This window comes from Streptomyces sp. NPDC017991, from assembly GCF_044328075.1.
Lineage (GTDB): Bacteria > Actinomycetota > Actinomycetes > Streptomycetales > Streptomycetaceae > Streptomyces.
Genome location: NZ_JBIRGP010000013.1, coordinates 230,782 through 250,394, shown reverse-complemented (window position 1 = coordinate 250,394; position 19,613 = coordinate 230,782). Strand labels below are relative to the sequence as shown.

Here is a 19,613-nt window from a genome sequence, read left to right as displayed (position 1 = left end):
TCAGGCCCCCTTGGCCGCGGTGCGGACCAGGACGAGGCCGCCGTTCGGACCGGGGATGGCTCCCTTGATGAGGAGCAGTCCCTTCTCCGCGTCAACGGCGTGGACGGTCAGGTTCTGGGTGGTGACCCGCTCATGACCCATGCGACCCGCCATGCGCATGCCCTTGAAGACACGGCCGGGGGTGGCACAGCCACCGATGGAGCCGGGAGAGCGGTGCTTGCGCTGGACGCCGTGTCCGGCGCCGAGGCCATGGAAGTTGTGACGCTTCATGACACCGGCGAAGCCCTTGCCCTTGCTCGTGCCGGTCACGTCCACCTTGACGCCGGACTCGAAGGTCTCAGCGGTGATCTCCTGGCCGAGGACGTACTCGCTGGCGTCAGCGGTACGGATCTCGACGAGGTGACGACGGGGGGTGACGTCGGCCTTGGCGAAGTGGCCCTTGAGGGGCTTGTTCACCTTGCGCGGGTCGATCTCGCCGAAGGCGATCTGGACCGACTCGTAGCCGTCGGCAGCGTTCGTACGGACCTGGGTCACGACATTGGGGCTGGCCTTGACGACGGTGACCGGAACAACACGGTTGTTCTCGTCCCACACCTGCGTCATGCCGAGCTTCTCGCCCAGGATGCCCTTGATCTGCTTAGCCATTCTCAGACCACATCCCTTAGAGCTTGATCTCGATGTCGACACCGGCCGGGAGGTCGAGTCGCATCAAAGAGTCAACGGTCTTGGGGGTCGGGTCGAGAATGTCGATCAGGCGCTTGTGCGTGCGCATCTCGAAGTGCTCGCGCGAGTCCTTGTACTTGTGCGGCGACTTGATGACGCAGTACACGTTCTTCTCAGTGGGCAGCGGCACCGGGCCCGCGACCGACGCACCAGTGCGCGTCACCGTCTCGACGATCTTCTTCGCCGAGGAATCGATGACCTCGTGGTCGTAGGCCTTGAGCCGGATGCGGATCTTCTGTCCCGCCATGGCTACTCAGTAGTCCTTTGTCTCGTAAAAACCGCTCTGCGACCCGGGGGTTCGCGTTCCCGCTCTCCGACCCACGCGGTCGGGTGTGTCGCGTCCTCACCGCAGAAATATCCACCTTCGGATTTCCCTACCAGGGACACGGCCCATCCCAAAGACGACCGCAGGACCGGGGGCCGAACACCCACCGGGTGCCTGGTCTGCACCCCGCTGACACTTCCCGGAAGATTCCCGTACGTCCGCCCCAGCGCTGCCCTGGGGCAGTTTGGGCGACGAGTACTGTGGGACTCGCTTCCGGTCCTCCCGGCGGGAGGCGCGCAGCATCGGCACTCAACCGAGCAACCCCGACAGTCTGCCACACGGGGTGCGGAGCTGGCGAATCGAGCCGGAGAGGATACCCCCGGGGGGACGCTGGTCAAACACAGGCTCGCCCGGACGCCGCCGGTGCCGCCTCCTGCCGTACCGGCTCGGTCGACGCCTGGGCCACCACCACACCCGCCGCACAACATCCGTGCGGAATTTCCTCGCCGCTCTCCTCCTGTTGGCCTGGTCTGGCTACCTTCGCCCCGCCCGGTCCGGTACAGGAGAGGTACGTCCATGAGCACCCCGATCCACCGCACCTCGACACGGCAGTCCGCGGCCGTCCAGACGTCGGCACAGCAGCGTGGCCGAGGGAGCAGGACCGGGAACACGTCCGCACGCTCGCCGGAGCGCGCCCTCCTGGAGATGCAGTCCCGCGCCGGAAACCGGGCCACGACCGCGACGGTGCAGCGCGCCCGGGACACCGCGGGCGGCGGTGCGGCGGAGAACGGCGGCGCGTCCGCCGGAGCGAAGAAGAAGAACTACCGCGACCGGATCGCCGCGCTCCTCGACAGGTTCAAGAAAAATCTCGAACCCATCGACACCTTCATCAAGGGCTTCCAGACCCCCACCAACGCGGCCTTCACCCAGCAGGCCGCCGTCGCCGCCAACGAGGGCGTCAAGCACTCCGCCGCCGCCTCGGGGACCTCCGCGGCGTCGGGGAACCTCCTCACGGAGGCCGCCGGCACCGTGGTCAGTGGCATGGACGCGTACAAGAACATACAGGACGCCAAGCAGCACGAGACCGGGGCCAAGCACCACACGGCGAAGAAGAAGGCCAGAACCAAGGGGACCGACGCGGTGGTCGGCGCCACCAGCTCGGGAAGCTACAGCGCCGCCATCGCCAAGGAGGCGACCAAGGTCCAGAAGGCGGCGGACGCCGCGGTGGCGTCCGAGGTGAGCGGTGCCGCCAGCGCCTCCATCGGCCTGATCAAGGGCGCTCGGGCCGCCTTCCGCGTCGGGAAGACGGCCCGCAAGTACCACGAGGTCAAGAAGCTCGGCGATCCCCACCTCGTCCACGCGGCGTCACTGGCCCGGCTGAACGAGTCGCGGGAGCAGGCCGGCTGGGCCGCGGCGGAGGCGTACGTCTCGCTGGACGCGTACTGGGCCCATGCGGACGGGGGCCAGGGACGGCTGGAACTCATCTCCGAGGCCATCGACGCCGCCTGGGACTCGATGGGCGAGGCCCGCGACGCCGCCGAAAGCCTCCAGCAGGCCGAAAAGGACGTGGAAAAGCTGAGCACGGTGCAGGGGTACGCGAAGAAGAAGCAGCTCACCAAGATCGGCAAAGAGACGGTCGGCGGCGCGGTGGGCGAGTCCACCAAGGCCGCGGCCGGCATCGTGACGGCGGTCGCGGCGGGAACGGCCGGGCTGGCGTCCAACCCGGTCGGATGGGGTCTCGCCGGGGCAGGGGCGGGCCTCGTCCTCAGCGTCACCCTGTACAAGGCGCTCCGCGCCGCCACGAAGCGTTACGAAGAGGTCCACCACCCCGAGCGCTGGGCGCCGCAGGGCGAGACCCCGGCGGAGGCCGCGTCCCGCAAGGAGTCACTGAAGCACGCGCTGAAGTTCTGGAAGAAGGTGTCGAAGGGCGAACGCCAGGCCATGGCGCGCGAGATCTACGCCCTGGCGGCGGGCCCCGACATCTCAGGGAACACGACGGAGGAGATGCGGGAGTCCGCGAGGTCCCTGCTCACCGCCCTCAAGTCCGGCCCCGCCAAGCACAAGCTGGAGCCGGACGCGTGGGCCGAGACCCTCAACGACCCGGCGAAGACCTCCGGTTGGATCGCGGAGATAGCGGAGCAGCTGGCTTCGGGGTGACCCGGTCTACCGGACCGACGACAGGGGCGCCACGAAGGCCGCCCACGCGGCGGGGCCGAGGGTGAGCCGGGGGCCGTCGGCGTTCTTGGAATCACGGACGTGGATGGCGGCGGGGGCTTTGGCTGTTTCGACGCAGTCGTTGATATCGCCGCTGTCGCTGTAGCTGCTTTTGAACCAGCGAAGTTCCGTAGTGCTCATAGCTCTCCTAGCGTGCGTTCGATGAAGGCCAGCGACTCCCTCGGCGTGAGAGCCTGCGCCCGAATCATGCCGTAGCGGAGTTCCAGGATACGAAGGGCCCGGGGATCGGAAACCGGGCGACCGTTGAACGCGCCCGGGCACCGACCCACGGCCGTGCCGTCGGCGAACTTCAGCACCTGGATCAAGCCGTGCACTCCGCCGTGCTCCTCGCACTGGGTTGGCATGACCTGAAGCGTGACGTGGCGCATCTGCGCTACCTCCAGCAGGTGCTCAAGCTGCCGTCGCAGCACCATTTTCCCACCTAGTGGGCGCTCCAGTGTTACCTGTTCCTGGACAAAATTGACCGTCGGCGGGGACTCGCTCTCGAAGATCGCCTTCCGTGCCATACGCCCGGCGATGCCTCGCTCCACCTCATCCGGCGAGTACGCAGGCAGCACCATCTCAAAGAGCGCCCGCGCGTACTCCGGTGTCTGCAACAACCCCTGGATGTTGTGGTTGCTGTACTGCAGCAACTCGACCGCCCGGTCCTCCAACTCCTTGAGTTCGCGCACCTTCTTCGGGTACCGGGCCCTTTCCACATCCTCTCTGAACGCCTTGAGGTGGCCGCTCGCATTCAGGACCTCGTCCGCCCGATCCAGGAACTCCGGTCGGGGAATCCGCGCGCCGCGCTCGATCTTGCGGATCATGTCCTCGCCGTACCCCAGGGCCGCACCGAGGTCGGCGACCCGCATCCCGGCCGCCTCCCGGCAGATCCTGACCAGCCGCCCGACGGCCTCCACCAACGGCGCGCTCTCATCCCCCCGGTTCGAGGTCCCAGCCCGCCTCGTCCACACCTTCACCACTCATGCCCACCCACCTCCAACGCCGACCCGTACCCGCACGGCACCCAAGACAGCCAAGACAGAACGGGACAACAGCGCGACAGTCCCGATACGCACAGTCGCGATCTCTTCGCAGAATACGCACGCTCGGCCACGCTGAGTGACGTGAATCAAGAAACCGTCCGCAGCTTCAGCCTGCTCCTGTCCGCCACACCGCGTGGCGCCCGCCTGGCCCGCCGGTTCACGACCGAGCAAGTGCGCTCCTGGGGACTCCCGTTGGACCCCGATCGCGCGGAGCACATCGTGGCCGAGCTGGCGGCCAACGCCATCACGCACGGCCGCGTACCCGGCCGCGACTTCCGCCTCACGCTGTACGTGATCGGCGGCACCCTCCGCATCGAGGTGACCGACACCCGCGGCGACCGGCGAACGCTGCACCCGCAACACCCGGGCCCCGCCGACGAGTCGGGGCGCGGCCTCGTCATCGTCGAGGCGCTTTCCGACCGTTGGGGCGTCACACCCGGCAGACCCCCGCGCAAGACGGTCTGGGCCGAGCTCAACTTCGTACCGCAGCCGCCTCCGAACGCGATGCTGACGCCGACGCCGAACCCCGCCCTCACCGGCCCCCGGATTCTGCCGTCCCGGTAAACGGCCGACCGGTGCCGCACGGCATCAAATGCTTTTCAAGAACTCCGGGAGAGAACCCACCGAACCCAACCCCACCCAGCCCTCCCGCGGCCTCTCGTCAGCACCGTGAGCCCGCGTCGCCCACAAGGGTGACAAATCCCAAATCATCTTCATTTACGTCCAGTTGCCGGGCATATGCTCGCCCCGCGACAACCCGAACAACCCGAACGCAACACTCCAGAACATGCGACGGCCCCCGGCCGGGACTGGACTCCCGATCGAGGGCCTGACCACCTAGGAAGAAGGAAGCTTCCCAATGGATACGCAGCACCCTAGCGCGCCCCCGTGCGCCCAGCCCTGGATTCCGCATCAGCTTGCGCAGCCGCATGCACGAGGCATCACACACGTCACAGTCCGCCACACCGCCCGCTTCACGGTGATCGGCAACCACCTCGCGCAGCACCCGCGGCTGTCAGCGCTCGCGATCGGGCTCGGCGTCCACATCCAGTCGCTGCCCACGGGTGCCCGCGCCGACATCAGGACGCTCGCGGACCGCTTCCCCGAGGGCGAGACGAGAATCGCGTCGGCCCTGCGGGAGCTGGAGGCCCACGGTTATCTGGCCCGCACCCGCCACCGCCTGCCGAGCGGGCATCTCGTCACACGAACGGTGTCGTACAACCAGCCGGGAGCCACGGCGGTCACGGTCGAGAGGCCCCGCCCCACCCCGCCGCCGAGGCCCGCGCCCGCGCCTACTCCTGCCGTGGCCCCCACCCTCGTACAACCGGCCGTCGAAACTCCCCCGCCCCCGGCCACACCGGCCGCCACTCCCCCGGCCCCGGCTCCGGCCACAGCCGCCCACCGCACAGCCACCGCCCTCCTGGCGAGCCTGCACCGCGACGACCCCCGCCTGCTCCTCCCGGAGCGAGTCGTCCACCACCTCGCCCCTGCGGTCACCGCCTGGCTGGACCGCGGCGCCGCCCCCGAAGCCGTACGCCGCACCCTGACGGCGGGCCTCCCCGAGGGCACCCTCCGCCACCCGGCCGGCTTCCTTGCCCACCGCCTCGCGGAACTGCTCCCGCCCCGGCTCCCCACCATCACGACAGCCAGGACCACACCACCCGAGCAGCCCTCCCCCCTGCGGAACTGCGACGGCTGCGACCGTGCCTTCCGCTCCCCGGAACCAGGACACCGCTGCCGTGACTGCCGATCCGATCCCCAGGAGGCCGCCTAGCATGAAGGGGACGATCCCTACCCCCGGGCACACCACACGAGGAGCGAGCGCCATGACCATCGCCTCAGACGACACACGGCCCGGCGCTCACCACCGCTACCAGGCAATGCGCGAATTCCTTGAGTCGATGGACGACACGCTCCCCGGGAAATTCGAGATCACCAAGGAAGGGATCGTCCACGACATGATGTCGCCGGGAGGGCCGCACGAAGTGACGGCAGCACTCGTCAGCCGCCGACTGGAGAAGGTCATGCCGGACGAGCTACTGGCTCACACCGGCACGCCAGATGTGGAGGACGAGCCGGAGGGCATCATGCGCCACCCGGATGTGATGCTGATCGCGTGGGACGACCTCAACGTTGAGGGCTCCATCGACTCCCGAACCCTTATCGCCGCCATCGAAGTGGTCTCCCGTTCGAATCCCGAGAACGACTGGGCCGGCAAGGCGCGTGATTACCCACTACTCGGCATCCCCATCTACGCGATCTTCGACCCCCGTACGGGCACGGGCGCCGTTCTCACCGACATCCACCCCACCCCCGACGGCCCCCGTTACGCGACCCGCAAGGACTTCCTGTACGGGGAGGACGTCACCATCGCCGAGTGGACCATCTCCACCGCCGACCTGCCGCGCTACCCCGCCAAGGACTGACGGCGACACCGGAATCTCCCCGGGCCCAGGGCAGGCCGGCTGGCCGGCTCAGCACAAGGCGAGCTCAGGTGAGCGCGCTCAGAGCACACGCCGACTCTCCCGCGGCCCCAGATACGTCGGCGTCAACCCACCCGTGTCGATCACCAACCGCTGCACCACCACCGTCGGATCGACCGCCCAGAACTTCAGCCGGTGCACCCCCGCAGCCCCGATCATGTGGCGCGTAGACGTGCGGTTGACGTTGTCCGATGTGTTGCGGGCCCACTCCACGTTCATCAGCCCGTCGTCGGCCCCGGTCACCGCGTGGATGTCGACGATCTGCGGCGCTTCCCCGTCGAACGAGACCCCGTACCGCAGCCCGGCACCCGTCGACAACGCCGGATTCCGCGGCGACAGATACACCCACACAACGGCCGCCCCCGCCGACAGCAGACTCACCTCGTACTCCAACCGCGGCGACGAACCTCCCGGGGTCCAGCCGGGAGCCGTCACCGGCCACGGCGTCACGCCCGCCCCCGTACGCCCGATCCCGTCGATACGCCGCCACGTCCCCACCGAGCGCGCGAAGTGCCCGGCGTCGACGGCGACGTAACCGCCCGCCTCGACGAACCCCCGCAGCCCGCGCGCCACACGTACCGACGGCTGCTCCGCGATCACCCCGATCTCCACCACCTCCCCCGCCCCCTCCACGGTCACCGACGCCTCGGTCCGCCCCCGCGGAGCCCTCGCCCAGTCCACCCTCAGCACGACCCGTACCTGCTCCCGGACCCGCCCCCGCGGCCGGTCGGCCACGAGCCACGGCACGGACGGCGTGATCCGGTAGTCGAAGGCCGTACGCCCCCGGTTGAACACCTCGATGTACTGGTCGGGCCGCGTCTGATACGGACTGAACACCGGCAGCACAGCCGAAGCCACCCCCGAACCCGCCCCCGGCCACCACCCCTCCGCCCCATCCACCGCCACCCCCAGCTCCGCCCCCGCCGGCACCTCGATCCGCTTCACCGCCGGGAAGATCTCGTCCGGCAACGCCACGTTGTCCCGCTCGGGCTGCTGCCAGGGCGCGTTCGGGCCGTAGCGCTCCACATCCCCGTACCCGATGTGCGGCTGGGTCTGGAAGCCCCGCCATTTGCCGCCCGCCACCCGCGAGTTGAAGCGTTCGGCGAGCGCGAGGTCCCGGGCAAGACCCGCCTCCGCCTCGGCGGCGAGGCCGTTCGTCGCGGCCCGCCCCTGCCCCGCGTACAGCAGGTTCGTGAACTCCGCCGCCCGCAGCCCGTACAGGTTGGCCGTCGCCGCCACCTCGTACCCGACCAGCTCGAACCACGCGTCCTGGTCCGCGGCCGGCAGCCGTCGCCCGATCCGCGCCGCCTCCTCGCCCAGCCGCCGCCACTCCTCCGTGACCCGCTCCAGTTCACGGTGGCCGAAGTGGAACGGCGTCTGCTGGTCGTCGTACACGACCCGCCCGTCCACCAGCGTGATCCTGCGGTTCAGCAGCTCGGGCTTGCGCCGCGACTGGAGCCGCCCGTACGCCGCCAGCACCTCCGCGATCGCCTGCGCGGTGTCTCCCGACCGCGCGCCACCGAAGTTCTGCCGCGCAAACCGCCGCTCCCACTCCCCCAGCCTCTCCAGCGGCCACCGCCCCGGGTCCCACGCGCAGTCGAGGAAGAACTCCGTCGGCAGCTCGTTGCCCTTCAGATCACCGACGTTCGTGACCCACAGCTCCCGGTTCCCGTACGCGATCGCCTGGTGGAGCTGGTCCCACAGATTCGGCAGCGACGTGGTGTCCACCCACTTGTAGTTGCGGCCGACGCCGACATAGTCGAAGTGGTAGTAGAGGCCGTATCCACCTCCCCGCTCCCCCTCCGCCCGCGACGGATGCTTGCGGATGTTGCCCCAGTTGTCGTCCGTCAGTACGACGGTCACGTCGTCCGGCGCCCGCAGCCCGCGGTCCCAGTAGCGCTGGACCTCCTTGTAGAGCGTCCACACCTGCGGGGTCTCGGCGGCGGCCCGGCCGGTGACGTCCTCGATGATCGACCGCTGTGTCGCGATGATCTCCCGCATCAGCTCGATGCCGTCGCCGTCCGGCAGGCCGGTGTCCCCGTTGCCCCGCATACCGAGGGTGACGACCCCCTCGAAGTCCTGGTCGACCATCCGCTCGACGCCGTCGCGCCAGTACGCCTTGACCGCCTCCGCGTTCCGCCGGAACGACCACTCGCCGGTGCCGCCGTACGGGTCCCGCCCCGGTGTCACGATGTTCCCCGCGCTGTCGCGCACGGCCGGCACGGCATGCCGGTTCCACTCCTCGATGCCCCGCATCATCGGCGCCTCGTGAGACGTGCCCATGACAATCCCGTACGCCTTCGCCCGCGCGTGGTTCTCCGGGTCGTCCTCCGCGAACGCCCGCCCCCACACCGCCGGCCACAGACAGTTCGCCTTCAGCCGCAGCAGTACCTCGAAGACCTTCGCGTAGAAGTCCGCGGTGAAGCCGCCGGGGTGGCCGGGAGCCTTACCCGGCCCGAAGAACCCGGGCGCCCAGGTCCCCAGCGCCGGATTCTCGTCGTTGATGAAGACACCCCGGTACTTCACGGCCGGCGTGCCCTGACCGAAACGCCCCCGCCGCACATACACCTCGCGGCGCCGCACCGGCCGCACGTCGTCCCACCAGTACCAGGGCGAGACCCCGATCCCGTACGAGACGTCGTACGCCCCGAAGATCGTGCCGCGCTGGTCGCTGCCGGCGATCACGAACGCCCGCTCCACCCCGGGCATCGGCCGTTCGACCACGGTCTGCAGCGAGGTCTCCCACCTGCCCCGGATCCCGTCGACGTCGAGCTTCCCGGCCGCGACCAGCCCGTCGATCAGCGGACTGCGCCCGATCGTCCCCACCAGGACCACCTCGCGTGCGGCCGAGCCCCCCGGCCGCACCCCCGTGACCCGCTCGATGTCGTCCCGCAGATCCCCCGCCACCCGTACGACTCCGGGGTGGTCGTCCGCGCTGACCACGACCGGGGCGCCCACGAGCCGAAAGGCCCCCGGCTCCGGCGAGAAGGAGATGTACGCGCCCCGCTCCGACGAGGTCCGTGACGCGTCCTCCGCCCACGCGACCCCCGACAGTCCGGACAGCTCCGACAGCGCGGGCAGCGCGGCCCCCGCCCCGAGAACGGCTCTACGGCTGACTCCTCCGGACATGCCACACCCCTCGAACGTCTCGTCCTGTCATCCCGAATGCACCCACCGGCATGACAAACGGTGACGGGAGTGACCCCTGAGGGGGAACCGGTCGTCACCGCCGAACACTTTCGTGACGAATCATTTCGACGCGCGCGGCAGAGCGCACGACAGCCCGCACGGCAGAGCGCACGACAGCCCGAGACCGCACAGCAAAGGGCCCGTACGACCGAAGTCGTACGGGCCCTTCAGGAGCTCTTCGCGGAGCAGTACCGCTATGGAGCTACCAGGCGTTCAAGCCCAGCAAGCAGCCGAGACTACTTGTTGATCTTGGTGACCTGGCCGGCGCCGACGGTCCGGCCACCCTCACGGATGGCGAACTTGAGGCCCTCCTCCATGGCGACGGGCTGGATGAGCTCAACGGTCATCTCGGTGTTGTCGCCCGGCATGACCATCTCGGTGCCCTCGGGGAGGGTCACCACGCCCGTCACGTCCGTCGTACGGAAGTAGAACTGGGGACGGTAGTTGTTGAAGAACGGCGTGTGACGGCCGCCCTCGTCCTTGGACAGGATGTACGCCTGCGCCTCGAACGAGGTGTGGGGCGTGACCGAGCCCGGCTTGATGATGACCTGGCCGCGCTCGACGTCCTCGCGCTTGATGCCACGGAGGAGCAGACCGACGTTCTCACCGGCCTGGCCCTCGTCGAGCAGCTTGCGGAACATCTCGATGCCGGTGACCGTGGTGGTGGTCTTCTCGGTCTTGATGCCGACGATGTCGACGGTCTCGTTGACCTTGAGGACACCACGCTCGATACGACCGGTGACGACGGTGCCACGACCGGTGATCGTGAAGACGTCCTCGATCGGCATCAGGAACGGCTTGTCGACGTCACGCTCGGGCTGCGGGATGGACTCGTCGACGGCCTTCATCAGGTCGAGGACGGACTTGCCCCACTCGGCGTCGCCCTCAAGAGCCTTGAGCGCCGAGACCTTGACGACCGGAAGGTCGTCGCCCGGGAACTCGTACTCGGAGAGGAGCTCACGGACCTCAAGCTCGACGAGCTCCAGGATCTCCTCGTCGTCCACCATGTCGGCCTTGTTCAGCGCGACGACGATGTACGGAACGCCGACCTGGCGGGCCAGGAGCACGTGCTCCTTGGTCTGCGGCATCGGGCCGTCCGTGGCGGCGACGACGAGGATGGCGCCGTCCATCTGCGCCGCACCCGTGATCATGTTCTTGATGTAGTCCGCGTGACCGGGGCAGTCGACGTGGGCGTAGTGCCGCGTCTCGGTCTGGTACTCGACGTGCGCGATCGAGATCGTGATACCGCGCTGGCGCTCTTCGGGAGCCTTGTCGATCTGGTCGAAGGCCGAGGCCTCGTTCAGGTCCGGGTACGCGTCGTGCAGCACCTTGGTAATGGCGGCCGTGAGGGTCGTCTTACCGTGGTCGATGTGACCGATGGTGCCGATGTTGACGTGCGGCTTAGTCCGCTCGAACTTTGCCTTCGCCACTGAATCCTCCTGCGGAGTGGTTCTGGTACGCCTTACTCATCGGCGCCAGGGTGATCTTTGCTGGGATGCCGCCCGCCGAGGTCCTCGCCGGTCCGGGACGATCCCTCGTCCCCTGCCGGTTCGCGACCCGGGCGGTCGGTGTCAAGCCTAAAGCGTGTAAACGGTGTGTGTTACTCGCCCTTGGCCTTCGCGATGATCTCCTCGGCGACGTTCCGGGGAACCTCGGCGTAGGAGTCGAACTGCATCGAGTAGCTTGCGCGACCCGAGGTCTTGCTGCGGAGGTCGCCGACGTAGCCGAACATCTCCGAGAGGGGCACGAGGCCCTTCACGACGCGGGCACCGGCACGCTCCTCCATGGCCTGGATCTGGCCACGGCGGGAGTTGATGTCGCCGATGACCTCGCCCATGTAGTCCTCGGGCGTGGTGACCTCGACGGCCATCATCGGCTCAAGGAGCACGGGGCTGGCCTTGCGGGCAGCCTCCTTGAAGGCCTGTGAACCGGCGATCTTGAACGCCAGCTCGGAGGAGTCGACCTCGTGGTAGGCACCGTCGAGAAGCGTGATGCGGACACCCGTCATCTCGTACCCGGCGAGGATGCCGAACTGCATGGCCTCCTGCGCACCGGCGTCCACCGACGGGATGTACTCCCGCGGGATACGGCCACCGGTCACCTTGTTCACGAACTCGTACGCCGGGCCGTCGGCCTCGGTGATGGGCTCGATCGCGATCTGCACCTTGGCGAACTGACCGGTACCACCGGTCTGCTTCTTGTGGGTGTAGTCCACGCGCTCGACGGCCTTGCGGATCGTCTCACGGTAGGCGACCTGCGGCTTACCGACGTTGGCCTCGACCTTGAACTCACGGCGCATACGGTCGACCAGCACCTCAAGGTGCAGCTCGCCCATACCACCGATGATGGTCTGGCCGGTCTCCTCGTCCGAGTGAACCTGGAAGGAGGGGTCCTCCTCCGCGAGACGCTGGATGGCTACACCCAGCTTCTCCTGGTCACCCTTGGACTTGGGCTCGATGGCGACCTGAATGACCGGCGCCGGGAAGTCCATGGACTCCAGGATGACCGGGTTCTTGTCGTCGGAGAGCGTCTCACCGGTGGTGGTCTGCTTCAGGCCCATCACGGCGACGATGTCGCCGGCGCCCACCGCCTCGATCTCCTCACGCTTGTTCGCGTGCATGCGGTAGATCTTGCCGATGCGCTCCTTCTTGCCCTTGACGGAGTTCAGCACAGCAGTGCCGGACACCAGGCGGCCCGAGTAGACCCGGACGAAGGTGAGCTTGCCCAGGTGCGGGTCGCTCATGATCTTGAACGCGAGGGCGGACAGCGGCTCGTCCACGGACGGCTTGCGCTTGATGACGACCTCGGGGTCCTTCACGTCGTGGCCCTCGATGGCCTCGACGTCAAGCGGGGTCGGCAGGTAGCGCACGACCGCGTCGAGCAGGGGCTGGACGCCCTTGTTCTTGAACGCGGTGCCACAGAACACCGGGGTGACCGTGGTGTCGTTGGACTTGCCGGACGCGATGGTGATGCGACGGATCGCGGCGTACAGCTGCTCCTCGGAGGGCTCTTCGCCCTCCAGGTACAGCTCCATGATCTCTTCGTCGTTCTCCGCGACGGCCTCGATCAGCTTGCCGCGGTACTCCTCGGCGGCCTCGGCGTGCGTGGCCGGGATGTCGACGACGTCGTACATCTCGCCCTTGGCGGCCTCGACGGGCCACACGAACGCCTTCATGGTGACGAGGTCGACGACGCCCTTGAAGTCGGCCTCGGCACCGATCGGAAGCTGCATGACCAGCGGCTGCGCACCGAGGCGGTCCGAGATCATGTCGACGCAGCGGTGGAACTCCGCGCCGGTCCGGTCGAGCTTGTTCACGAAGCAGATGCGCGGCACGCCGTAACGGTCGGCCTGACGCCACACCGTCTCGGACTGCGGCTCGACACCCGCGACACCGTCGAACACCGTGACGGCACCGTCGAGGACGCGGAGCGAACGCTCCACCTCGACCGTGAAGTCCACGTGCCCCGGGGTGTCGATGATGTTGATGGTGTAGTCGTTGTCGTCGAGCGGCCAGTGACAGGTGGTCGCAGCAGAGGTGATCGTGATGCCACGCTCCTGCTCCTGCTCCATCCAGTCCATGGTCGCGGCGCCGTCGTGGACCTCACCGATCTTGTAGCTGACGCCGGTGTAGAAGAGGATCCGCTCGGTGGTGGTCGTCTTACCCGCGTCGATATGCGCCATGATCCCGATGTTGCGGACCTTGGCCAGGTCAAGTGAAGTGGTAGCCATAAGGCTTCGGTCTTCTCTCGGTCTCGATGTGGGTGACGACTACCAGCGGTAGTGCGCGAAGGCCTTGTTGGACTCGGCCATCTTGTGGGTGTCCTCGCGCTTCTTCACAGCGGCACCAAGGCCGTTGGAGGCGTCGAGAAGCTCGTTGAGCAGACGCTCGGTCATGGTCTTCTCGCGGCGGGCGCGGGAGTAACCGACGAGCCAGCGCAGCGCGAGCGTGCTGGCGCGACCGGGCTTGACCTCGATCGGGACCTGGTACGTCGCACCGCCGACTCGGCGGGACTTGACCTCAAGGGTCGGCTTGATGTTCTCCAGAGCGCGCTTGAGCGTGATGACCGGGTCGTTGCCGGTCTTCTCGCGCAGGCCCTCCATGGCGCCGTAGACGATGCGCTCGGCGGTGGAGCGCTTTCCGTTCATCAGCACCTTGTTGATGAGCGACGTGACAAGAGGAGAACCATAGACCGGGTCGATGATGACCGGGCGCTTCGGGGCGGGGCCCTTACGAGGCATTTCTACTTCTCCTTCTTGGCGCCGTAGCGGCTGCGGGCCTGCTTGCGGTTCTTGACACCCTGGGTGTCGAGAGAACCGCGGATGATCTTGTAGCGAACACCGGGCAGGTCCTTCACACGGCCGCCGCGCACGAGCACGATCGAGTGCTCCTGCAGGTTGTGTCCCTCACCCGGAATGTAAGCAGTGACCTCGATCCCGCTGGTCAGACGCACACGCGCGACCTTACGCAGGGCCGAGTTCGGCTTCTTCGGGGTGGTCGTGAACACACGCGTGCAGACGCCGCGCCGCTGGGGCGAACCCTCTAGCGCGGGCGTCATGTTCTTCTTGACCTTGTCCTGCCGGCCATTCCGGACCAGCTGCTGGATCGTAGGCACTACTTCTCCGGTTTCTGTGTGCCGAATGGTGAAGCTAACCTGGAACACCGCCGACCCACGCGGTCGGGTGTGTCGAACACTGCGGATTCCCGCCGCGAAGCGGGAGGGGCGCAGATTGCGGTGGCCGGTGTTGACTCCCCTAGTGCGGTTGAAGGCACGCACGGGAGCCAGGGCACACCCCAGGCACAAGGTCTGAGCGTACCTACCTCATAGGCTGCGGTCAAAACAAATGGACCGCACTGGCATCCCTGAGCGGACCATGCCAAACCGCAGCCCCTTCGACGATCTTCGTCAGGACGTCACCACGGCGACGAACAGCAAGGTCACCAGCAGCGCCCAGCCCGCGGTGGACAGCCAGCCGAAGACCAGTCCCGTGAGCGCGAGACCTTCGCCGCCCTCGCCCGTGTGCCGCATCTCGGAGCGGGCGCTGTGGCCCAGGATCACCGCCGGAATGCCGGTGAGGCCGACGGTCACCAGACAGAGCACACCGCAGATCGCCGCCCCGACGGCCTTCTCGTTCGTCTTGGGCGGCACGGAGACGGGCAGGAACGTCCGTGGCACGGGCCCAGAGGCCGCCGGAAGCGGTACGGGCCCCTGCGGGAGGTCGGACACCAGCAGGGCCAGCTCGCCCACCGTACGGGCCGCGTAGGCCCGCGCCACCCGCTTCTCGAACTCGGGCTGCTGCATCCGCCCCTCGCCGAACCCGGCTCTGAGCACATCCACGGCCCGCTCCCGATCGGCGGTAGACGCGAGCATCGAGTGCCCGGCGGCCTGCTGCTCCTGCCAGGCACGCGGCTGATTCCACCCCTGCCCCGACTGCCCCGGCTGCCACGGCGACGGATACGACACGGGAGCACCTCCCCCGACGACTGGGTCTCCACGGATCTCCATCATGCTCCAACGCGGCAATACGGGCACAGGTTCCCGCTGCACTCATGTCAGGAATTCCCGACGCCGCGAAGACCGGCCGGCCGGCCCCGGAACGCCGCCGGGAACGCCGAGGGACGGCTCGGGAACGCCGAAGGGCGGTCACCCCGGAAGGTGACCGCCCCTCTGCACTCAGGCGCCTTGTTCAGGCGACCCGCCTACTGGTTGTACGGACCGTAGTCGTAGTCCTCCAGCGGAACGGCCTGGCCGGAGCCCGTGCCGAACGGCGAGTAGTCGATGTCGTCGTAGCCGACGGCCGAGTACATCGCGGCCTTGGCCTCCTCGGTCGGCTCGACCCGGATGTTGCGGTAGCGGGACAGACCCGTACCGGCCGGGATGAGCTTACCGATGATGACGTTCTCCTTGAGGCCGATCAGGGAGTCGGACTTGGCGTTGATCGCCGCGTCCGTCAGAACCCTGGTCGTCTCCTGGAAGGACGCCGCCGACAGCCACGACTCGGTGGCGAGCGAGGCCTTGGTGATACCCATCAGCTGCGGACGGCCGGAGGCCGGGTGGCCGCCTTCCTGCACCACACGACGGTTCTCGGTCTCGAACTTCGACCGCTCGACGAGCTCGCCGGGCAGCAGCTCCGCGTCGCCCGACTCGATGATCGTCACGCGGCGCAGCATCTGCCGGATGATGATCTCGATGTGCTTGTCGTGGATCGACACGCCCTGCGAGTTGTAGACCCGCTGGACCTCTCCGACCAGGTGGACCTGGACGGCACGCTGACCCAGGATGCGCAGCACGTCGTGCGGGTTGGTGGCACCCACGGTGAGCTTCTGGCCCACCTCGACATGCTCGCCCTCGCTGACCAGGAGTCGGGCACGCTTCGAGATCGGGAACGCCGTCTCGTCGCTGCCGTCGTCCGGGGTGACGACGAGCTTCTTGGTCTTCTCGGTCTCCTCGATCCGCACGCGGCCGGAGGCCTCGGAGATCGGGGCGACACCCTTGGGCGTACGAGCCTCGAAGAGCTCGACGACACGGGGCAGACCCTGGGTGATGTCGTCACCGGCCACACCACCGGTGTGGAAGGTACGCATCGTCAGCTGCGTGCCGGGCTCACCGATGGACTGGGCGGCGATGATGCCGACCGCCTCACCGATGTCGACCAGCTTGCCGGTGGCCAGCGAACGGCCGTAGCACATGGCGCAGGTACCGACGGCGGACTCGCAGGTCAGGACCGAGCGGGTCTTGACCTCCTTGATGCCGTGCTTGACCAGCTCGTCGATGAGGACGTCGCCGAGGTCGGTGTTGGCCGGGGCCAGCACCCGCCCGTCGACGGTGATGTCCTCGGCCAGCGCACGTGCGTACACGCTGGTCTCGACGTTCTCCGCCTTGCGCAGGACTCCGTCGGCGCCGACCTCGGCGATCTCCAGACGCAGACCGCGGTCGGTGCCGCAGTCCTCCTCGCGGATGATGACGTCCTGCGAGACGTCCACCAGACGACGGGTGAGGTAACCCGAGTCGGCGGTACGCAGGGCGGTGTCCGCCAGACCCTTACGGGCACCGTGCGTGGAGATGAAGTACTCCAGGACGGACAGGCCCTCACGGAAGGACGCCTTGATGGGACGAGGGATCGTCTCGTTCTTGGCGTTCGACACCAGACCACGCATACCCGCGATCTGACGCATCTGCATCATGTTTCCGCGAGCACCGGAGTTCACCATCATCGAGACCGGGTTGGTCTTCGGGAAGTTCGCGTTCATCGCCTCGGCAACCTCGTTGGTCGCCTTGGTCCAGATCGCGATGAGCTCCTGCGTGCGCTCGTCCTTGGTGATCAGACCGCGCTCGTACTGCTTCTGGACCTTCTCGTCCTGGTCCTCGTAACCCTTGACGATCGCGCGCTTCGCGTCGGGAACGACGATGTCGGAGATGGCCACGGTGACGCCGGAACGGGTCGCCCAGAAGAAGCCGGAAGCCTTCAGGTTGTCGAGCGTCGCCGCCACGATGACCTTGGGGTACCGCTCGGCGAGGTCGTTGACGATCTCGGAGAGCTGCTTCTTGCCGACCTCGTAGTCGACGAACGGGTAGTCCTCGGGCAGCAGCTCGTTGAAGAGCGCGCGGCCCAGGGTGGTGTTCAGGCGGAAGGTGTCACCCTGCTGCCACTCCGGCTCGCCCTCCTCGCGGGCCGGCGGGGTCCAGCCGCGCGGCGGGATGGTGCCCACCGGGAAGCGGATGTCCACGCGCGACTGCAGCGAGAGCTCGCCGGCGTCGAACGCCATGATCGCCTCGGCCGTGGAGCCGAACGACCGGCCCTCGCCCTTGACGTCCCGCAGCTCGCCGTCGGTGGTGAGGAAGAACAGACCGAGGACCATGTCCTGGGTCGGCATCGTCACCGGACGGCCGTCGGCGGGCTTGAGGATGTTGTTCGAGGACAGCATCAGGATGCGGGCCTCGGCCTGCGCCTCCGCGGAGAGCGGCAGGTGCACGGCCATCTGGTCACCGTCGAAGTCCGCGTTGAACGCGGTGCAGACGAGCGGGTGGATCTGGATGGCCTTGCCCTCGACCAGCTGGGGCTCGAAGGCCTGGATGCCGAGGCGGTGCAGGGTGGGAGCACGGTTCAGCAGAACCGGGTGCTCGGCGATGACCTCTTCGAGGACGTCGTACACGACCGTGCGGCCGCGCTCCACCATGCGCTTGGCGCTCTTGATGTTCTGCGCGTGGTTCAGGTCCACCAGGCGCTTCATCACGAACGGCTTGAAGAGCTCCAGCGCCATCGCCTTCGGCAGACCGCACTGGTGCAGCTTGAGCTGCGGACCGACGACGATCACGGAACGCGCGGAGTAGTCCACGCGCTTGCCGAGCAGGTTCTGACGGAAACGACCCTGCTTGCCCTTGAGCATGTCGCTCAGGGACTTCAGCGGGCGGTTGCCGGGACCGGTGACCGGGCGACCACGACGACCGTTGTCGAAGAGGGCGTCCACGGCCTCCTGGAGCATGCGCTTCTCGTTGTTCACGATGATCTCGGGCGCACCGAGGTCGAGAAGCCGCTTCAGACGGTTGTTGCGGTTGATCACACGGCGGTACAGGTCGTTCAGGTCGGAGGTCGCGAAGCGGCCACCGTCCAGCTGCACCATCGGGCGAAGGTCCGGCGGGATGACCGGGACGCAGTCGAGGACCATGCCCTTGGGGCTGTTGGAGGTCTGCAGGAACGCGGACACAACCTTCAGCCGCTTCAGCGCACGGGTCTTCTTCTGGCCCTTGCCGGTACGGATGATCTCGCGGAGCCGCTCGGCTTCCTCGTCCAGGTCGAAGGACTCCAGGCGCTTCTGCAGCGCCGCGGCACCCATCGAACCGTCGAAGTACGTACCGAAGCGGTCCCGCAGCTCGCGGTAGAGCAGCTCGTCGCCTTCGAGGTCCTGGACCTTGAGGTTCTTGAAGCGGGTCCACACCTCGTCGAGACGGTCGATCTCGCGCTGCGCACGGTCGCGCAGCTGCTTCATCTCGCGCTCGGCGCCTTCGCGCACCTTGCGGCGCACGTCGGCCTTGGCACCCTCGGCCTCAAGCTCGGCCAGGTCGGTCTCAAGCTTCTTGGCGCGGGCCTCAAGGTCGGAGTCGCGACGGTTCTCGACCTGCTGACGCTCGACGGAGACGTGCGCCTCCAGCGAGGGCAGGTCACGCGTACGACGCTCGTCGTCGACGTACGTGATCATGTACGCGGCGAAGTAGATGACCTTTTCGAGGTCCTTCGGGGCGAGGTCGAGCAGGTAGCCCAGCCGCGACGGAACGCCCTTGAAGTACCAGATGTGGGTGACGGGAGCGGCCAGCTCGATGTGGCCCATCCGCTCACGACGCACCTTGGCGCGAGTGACCTCGACGCCGCAGCGCTCGCAGATGATGCCCTTGAAGCGGACGCGCTTGTACTTACCGCAGTAGCACTCCCAGTCCCGGGTCGGACCGAAGATCTTCTCGCAGAAGAGTCCGTCCTTTTCGGGCTTGAGGGTGCGGTAGTTGATGGTCTCCGGCTTCTTGACCTCACCGTGGGACCACTGACGAATGTCGTCAGCGGTAGCAAGGCCGATCCGCAGCTCGTCGAAGAAGTTGACGTCGAGCACTTGTCGTCAATCCCTCTTTCGGGGTCGATTCTTCACTGGTCTGACTGGGGTCCGGGGTTGGTTAGCCGGGGCTCGTGTTCAGCGAGCCCCGGCC

The 19,613-nt window shown here is 67.7% G+C and carries 14 protein-coding genes and 1 pseudogene; 4 read left to right on the top strand and 11 right to left on the bottom strand.

Annotated elements, in window-relative coordinates; genetic code table 11:
• Together rplC and rpsJ are read right to left on the bottom strand one after the other, a co-directional pair.
• Window positions 1–645, bottom strand: coding sequence for a 50S ribosomal protein L3 (gene rplC / locus ACH4DZ_RS33385; RefSeq protein ID WP_398291480.1), 645 nt, complete (start codon window positions 643–645; stop codon window positions 1–3).
• Window positions 646–661: 16 nt separating this feature from the next.
• On the bottom strand, window positions 662–970 hold the full coding sequence (gene rpsJ, locus ACH4DZ_RS33380) for a 30S ribosomal protein S10 (protein ID WP_003948644.1): 309 nt from the start codon (window positions 968–970) through the stop codon (window positions 662–664).
• A 594-nt stretch (window positions 971–1,564) separates the two neighbouring features.
• Here rpsJ and ACH4DZ_RS33375 point away from each other — a divergent pair.
• The gene (locus ACH4DZ_RS33375) at window positions 1,565–3,145 is read left to right on the top strand and encodes a hypothetical protein (protein ID WP_398291478.1); all 1,581 of its coding nucleotides are present in this window, start codon (window positions 1,565–1,567) and stop codon (window positions 3,143–3,145) included.
• 6 nt (window positions 3,146–3,151) lie between these two features.
• On the opposite strand, the gene ACH4DZ_RS33370 is transcribed toward ACH4DZ_RS33375, so the two are convergent.
• Together ACH4DZ_RS33370 and ACH4DZ_RS33365 are read right to left on the bottom strand one after the other, a co-directional pair.
• Entirely contained in the window at window positions 3,152–3,343 is a 192-nt protein-coding gene (locus ACH4DZ_RS33370) for a DUF397 domain-containing protein (protein WP_398291476.1), read from the bottom strand.
• Window positions 3,340–4,189: pseudogene (locus ACH4DZ_RS33365) on the bottom strand (helix-turn-helix domain-containing protein). The gene ACH4DZ_RS33370 and the pseudogene ACH4DZ_RS33365 overlap by 4 nt, the downstream one beginning before the upstream one ends.
• A gap of 140 nt (window positions 4,190–4,329) precedes the next feature.
• Here ACH4DZ_RS33365 and ACH4DZ_RS33360 point away from each other — a divergent pair.
• The 3 genes from ACH4DZ_RS33360 to ACH4DZ_RS33350 all read left to right on the top strand — a co-directional run bounded on the left by ACH4DZ_RS33360 (window position 4,330) and on the right by ACH4DZ_RS33350 (window position 6,674).
• Window positions 4,330–4,812: an ATP-binding protein gene (locus ACH4DZ_RS33360; protein WP_398291474.1), complete on the top strand. Its 483-nt coding sequence runs from the start codon at window positions 4,330–4,332 to the stop codon at window positions 4,810–4,812.
• 415 nt (window positions 4,813–5,227) lie between these two features.
• A complete protein-coding gene (locus ACH4DZ_RS33355) occupies window positions 5,228–6,022 on the top strand; it encodes a helix-turn-helix domain-containing protein (RefSeq protein ID WP_398291472.1) in 795 nt (264 codons plus the stop codon).
• A 52-nt stretch (window positions 6,023–6,074) separates the two neighbouring features.
• Window positions 6,075–6,674 carry a Uma2 family endonuclease gene (locus ACH4DZ_RS33350; RefSeq protein ID WP_398291470.1) on the top strand — a complete coding sequence of 200 codons (600 nt, stop codon included), beginning with the start codon at window positions 6,075–6,077 and terminating at the stop codon, window positions 6,672–6,674.
• Window positions 6,675–6,752: 78 nt separating this feature from the next.
• Here the strand turns inward: ACH4DZ_RS33350 and ACH4DZ_RS33345 are convergent, their stop codons facing one another.
• From ACH4DZ_RS33345 to ACH4DZ_RS33315, 7 genes are all read right to left on the bottom strand, one after another.
• Window positions 6,753–9,860: a glycosyl hydrolase 115 family protein gene (locus tag ACH4DZ_RS33345; protein ID WP_398291468.1), complete on the bottom strand. Its 3,108-nt coding sequence runs from the start codon at window positions 9,858–9,860 to the stop codon at window positions 6,753–6,755.
• Window positions 9,861–10,156: 296 nt separating this feature from the next.
• Window positions 10,157–11,350 (bottom strand): elongation factor Tu, encoded by a 1,194-nt coding sequence (tuf, locus tag ACH4DZ_RS33340; protein ID WP_107020991.1) that lies wholly within the window; start codon window positions 11,348–11,350, stop codon window positions 10,157–10,159.
• 170 nt (window positions 11,351–11,520) lie between these two features.
• A complete protein-coding gene (gene fusA, locus ACH4DZ_RS33335) occupies window positions 11,521–13,650 on the bottom strand; it encodes an elongation factor G (protein ID WP_398291466.1) in 2,130 nt (709 codons plus the stop codon).
• 39 nt (window positions 13,651–13,689) lie between these two features.
• The gene (rpsG, locus tag ACH4DZ_RS33330) at window positions 13,690–14,160 is read right to left on the bottom strand and encodes a 30S ribosomal protein S7 (RefSeq protein ID WP_055517367.1); all 471 of its coding nucleotides are present in this window, start codon (window positions 14,158–14,160) and stop codon (window positions 13,690–13,692) included.
• A 2-nt stretch (window positions 14,161–14,162) separates the two neighbouring features.
• Window positions 14,163–14,534, bottom strand: a complete 372-nt coding sequence (gene rpsL, locus ACH4DZ_RS33325) for a 30S ribosomal protein S12 (protein WP_050372972.1) — start codon at window positions 14,532–14,534, stop codon at window positions 14,163–14,165.
• Between the two features lie 291 nt (window positions 14,535–14,825).
• On the bottom strand, window positions 14,826–15,383 hold the full coding sequence (locus ACH4DZ_RS33320; protein WP_398291463.1) for a DUF1707 and DUF4190 domain-containing protein: 558 nt from the start codon (window positions 15,381–15,383) through the stop codon (window positions 14,826–14,828).
• A 236-nt stretch (window positions 15,384–15,619) separates the two neighbouring features.
• Complete coding sequence (locus tag ACH4DZ_RS33315) at window positions 15,620–19,519, bottom strand: DNA-directed RNA polymerase subunit beta' (protein WP_189776114.1); 3,900 nt, start codon at window positions 19,517–19,519, stop codon at window positions 15,620–15,622.
• Window positions 19,520–19,613: the final 94 nt, after the last annotated feature.

What these genes read in the sequence shown, in the direction of transcription:
- rplC (WP_398291480.1), bottom strand. Translation starts at nt 645, where the DNA reads ATGGCTAAGCAGATCAAGGGCATCCTGGGCGAGAAGCTCGGCATGACG.
- rpsJ (WP_003948644.1), bottom strand. Translation starts at nt 970, where the DNA reads ATGGCGGGACAGAAGATCCGCATCCGGCTCAAGGCCTACGACCACGAG.
- ACH4DZ_RS33375 (WP_398291478.1), top strand. Translation starts at nt 1,565, where the DNA reads ATGAGCACCCCGATCCACCGCACCTCGACACGGCAGTCCGCGGCCGTC.
- ACH4DZ_RS33370 (WP_398291476.1), bottom strand. Translation starts at nt 3,343, where the DNA reads ATGAGCACTACGGAACTTCGCTGGTTCAAAAGCAGCTACAGCGACAGC.
- ACH4DZ_RS33350 (WP_398291470.1), top strand. Translation starts at nt 6,075, where the DNA reads ATGACCATCGCCTCAGACGACACACGGCCCGGCGCTCACCACCGCTAC.
- ACH4DZ_RS33345 (WP_398291468.1), bottom strand. Translation starts at nt 9,860, where the DNA reads ATGTCCGGAGGAGTCAGCCGTAGAGCCGTTCTCGGGGCGGGGGCCGCG.
- fusA (WP_398291466.1), bottom strand. Translation starts at nt 13,650, where the DNA reads ATGGCTACCACTTCACTTGACCTGGCCAAGGTCCGCAACATCGGGATC.
- rpsG (WP_055517367.1), bottom strand. Translation starts at nt 14,160, where the DNA reads ATGCCTCGTAAGGGCCCCGCCCCGAAGCGCCCGGTCATCATCGACCCG.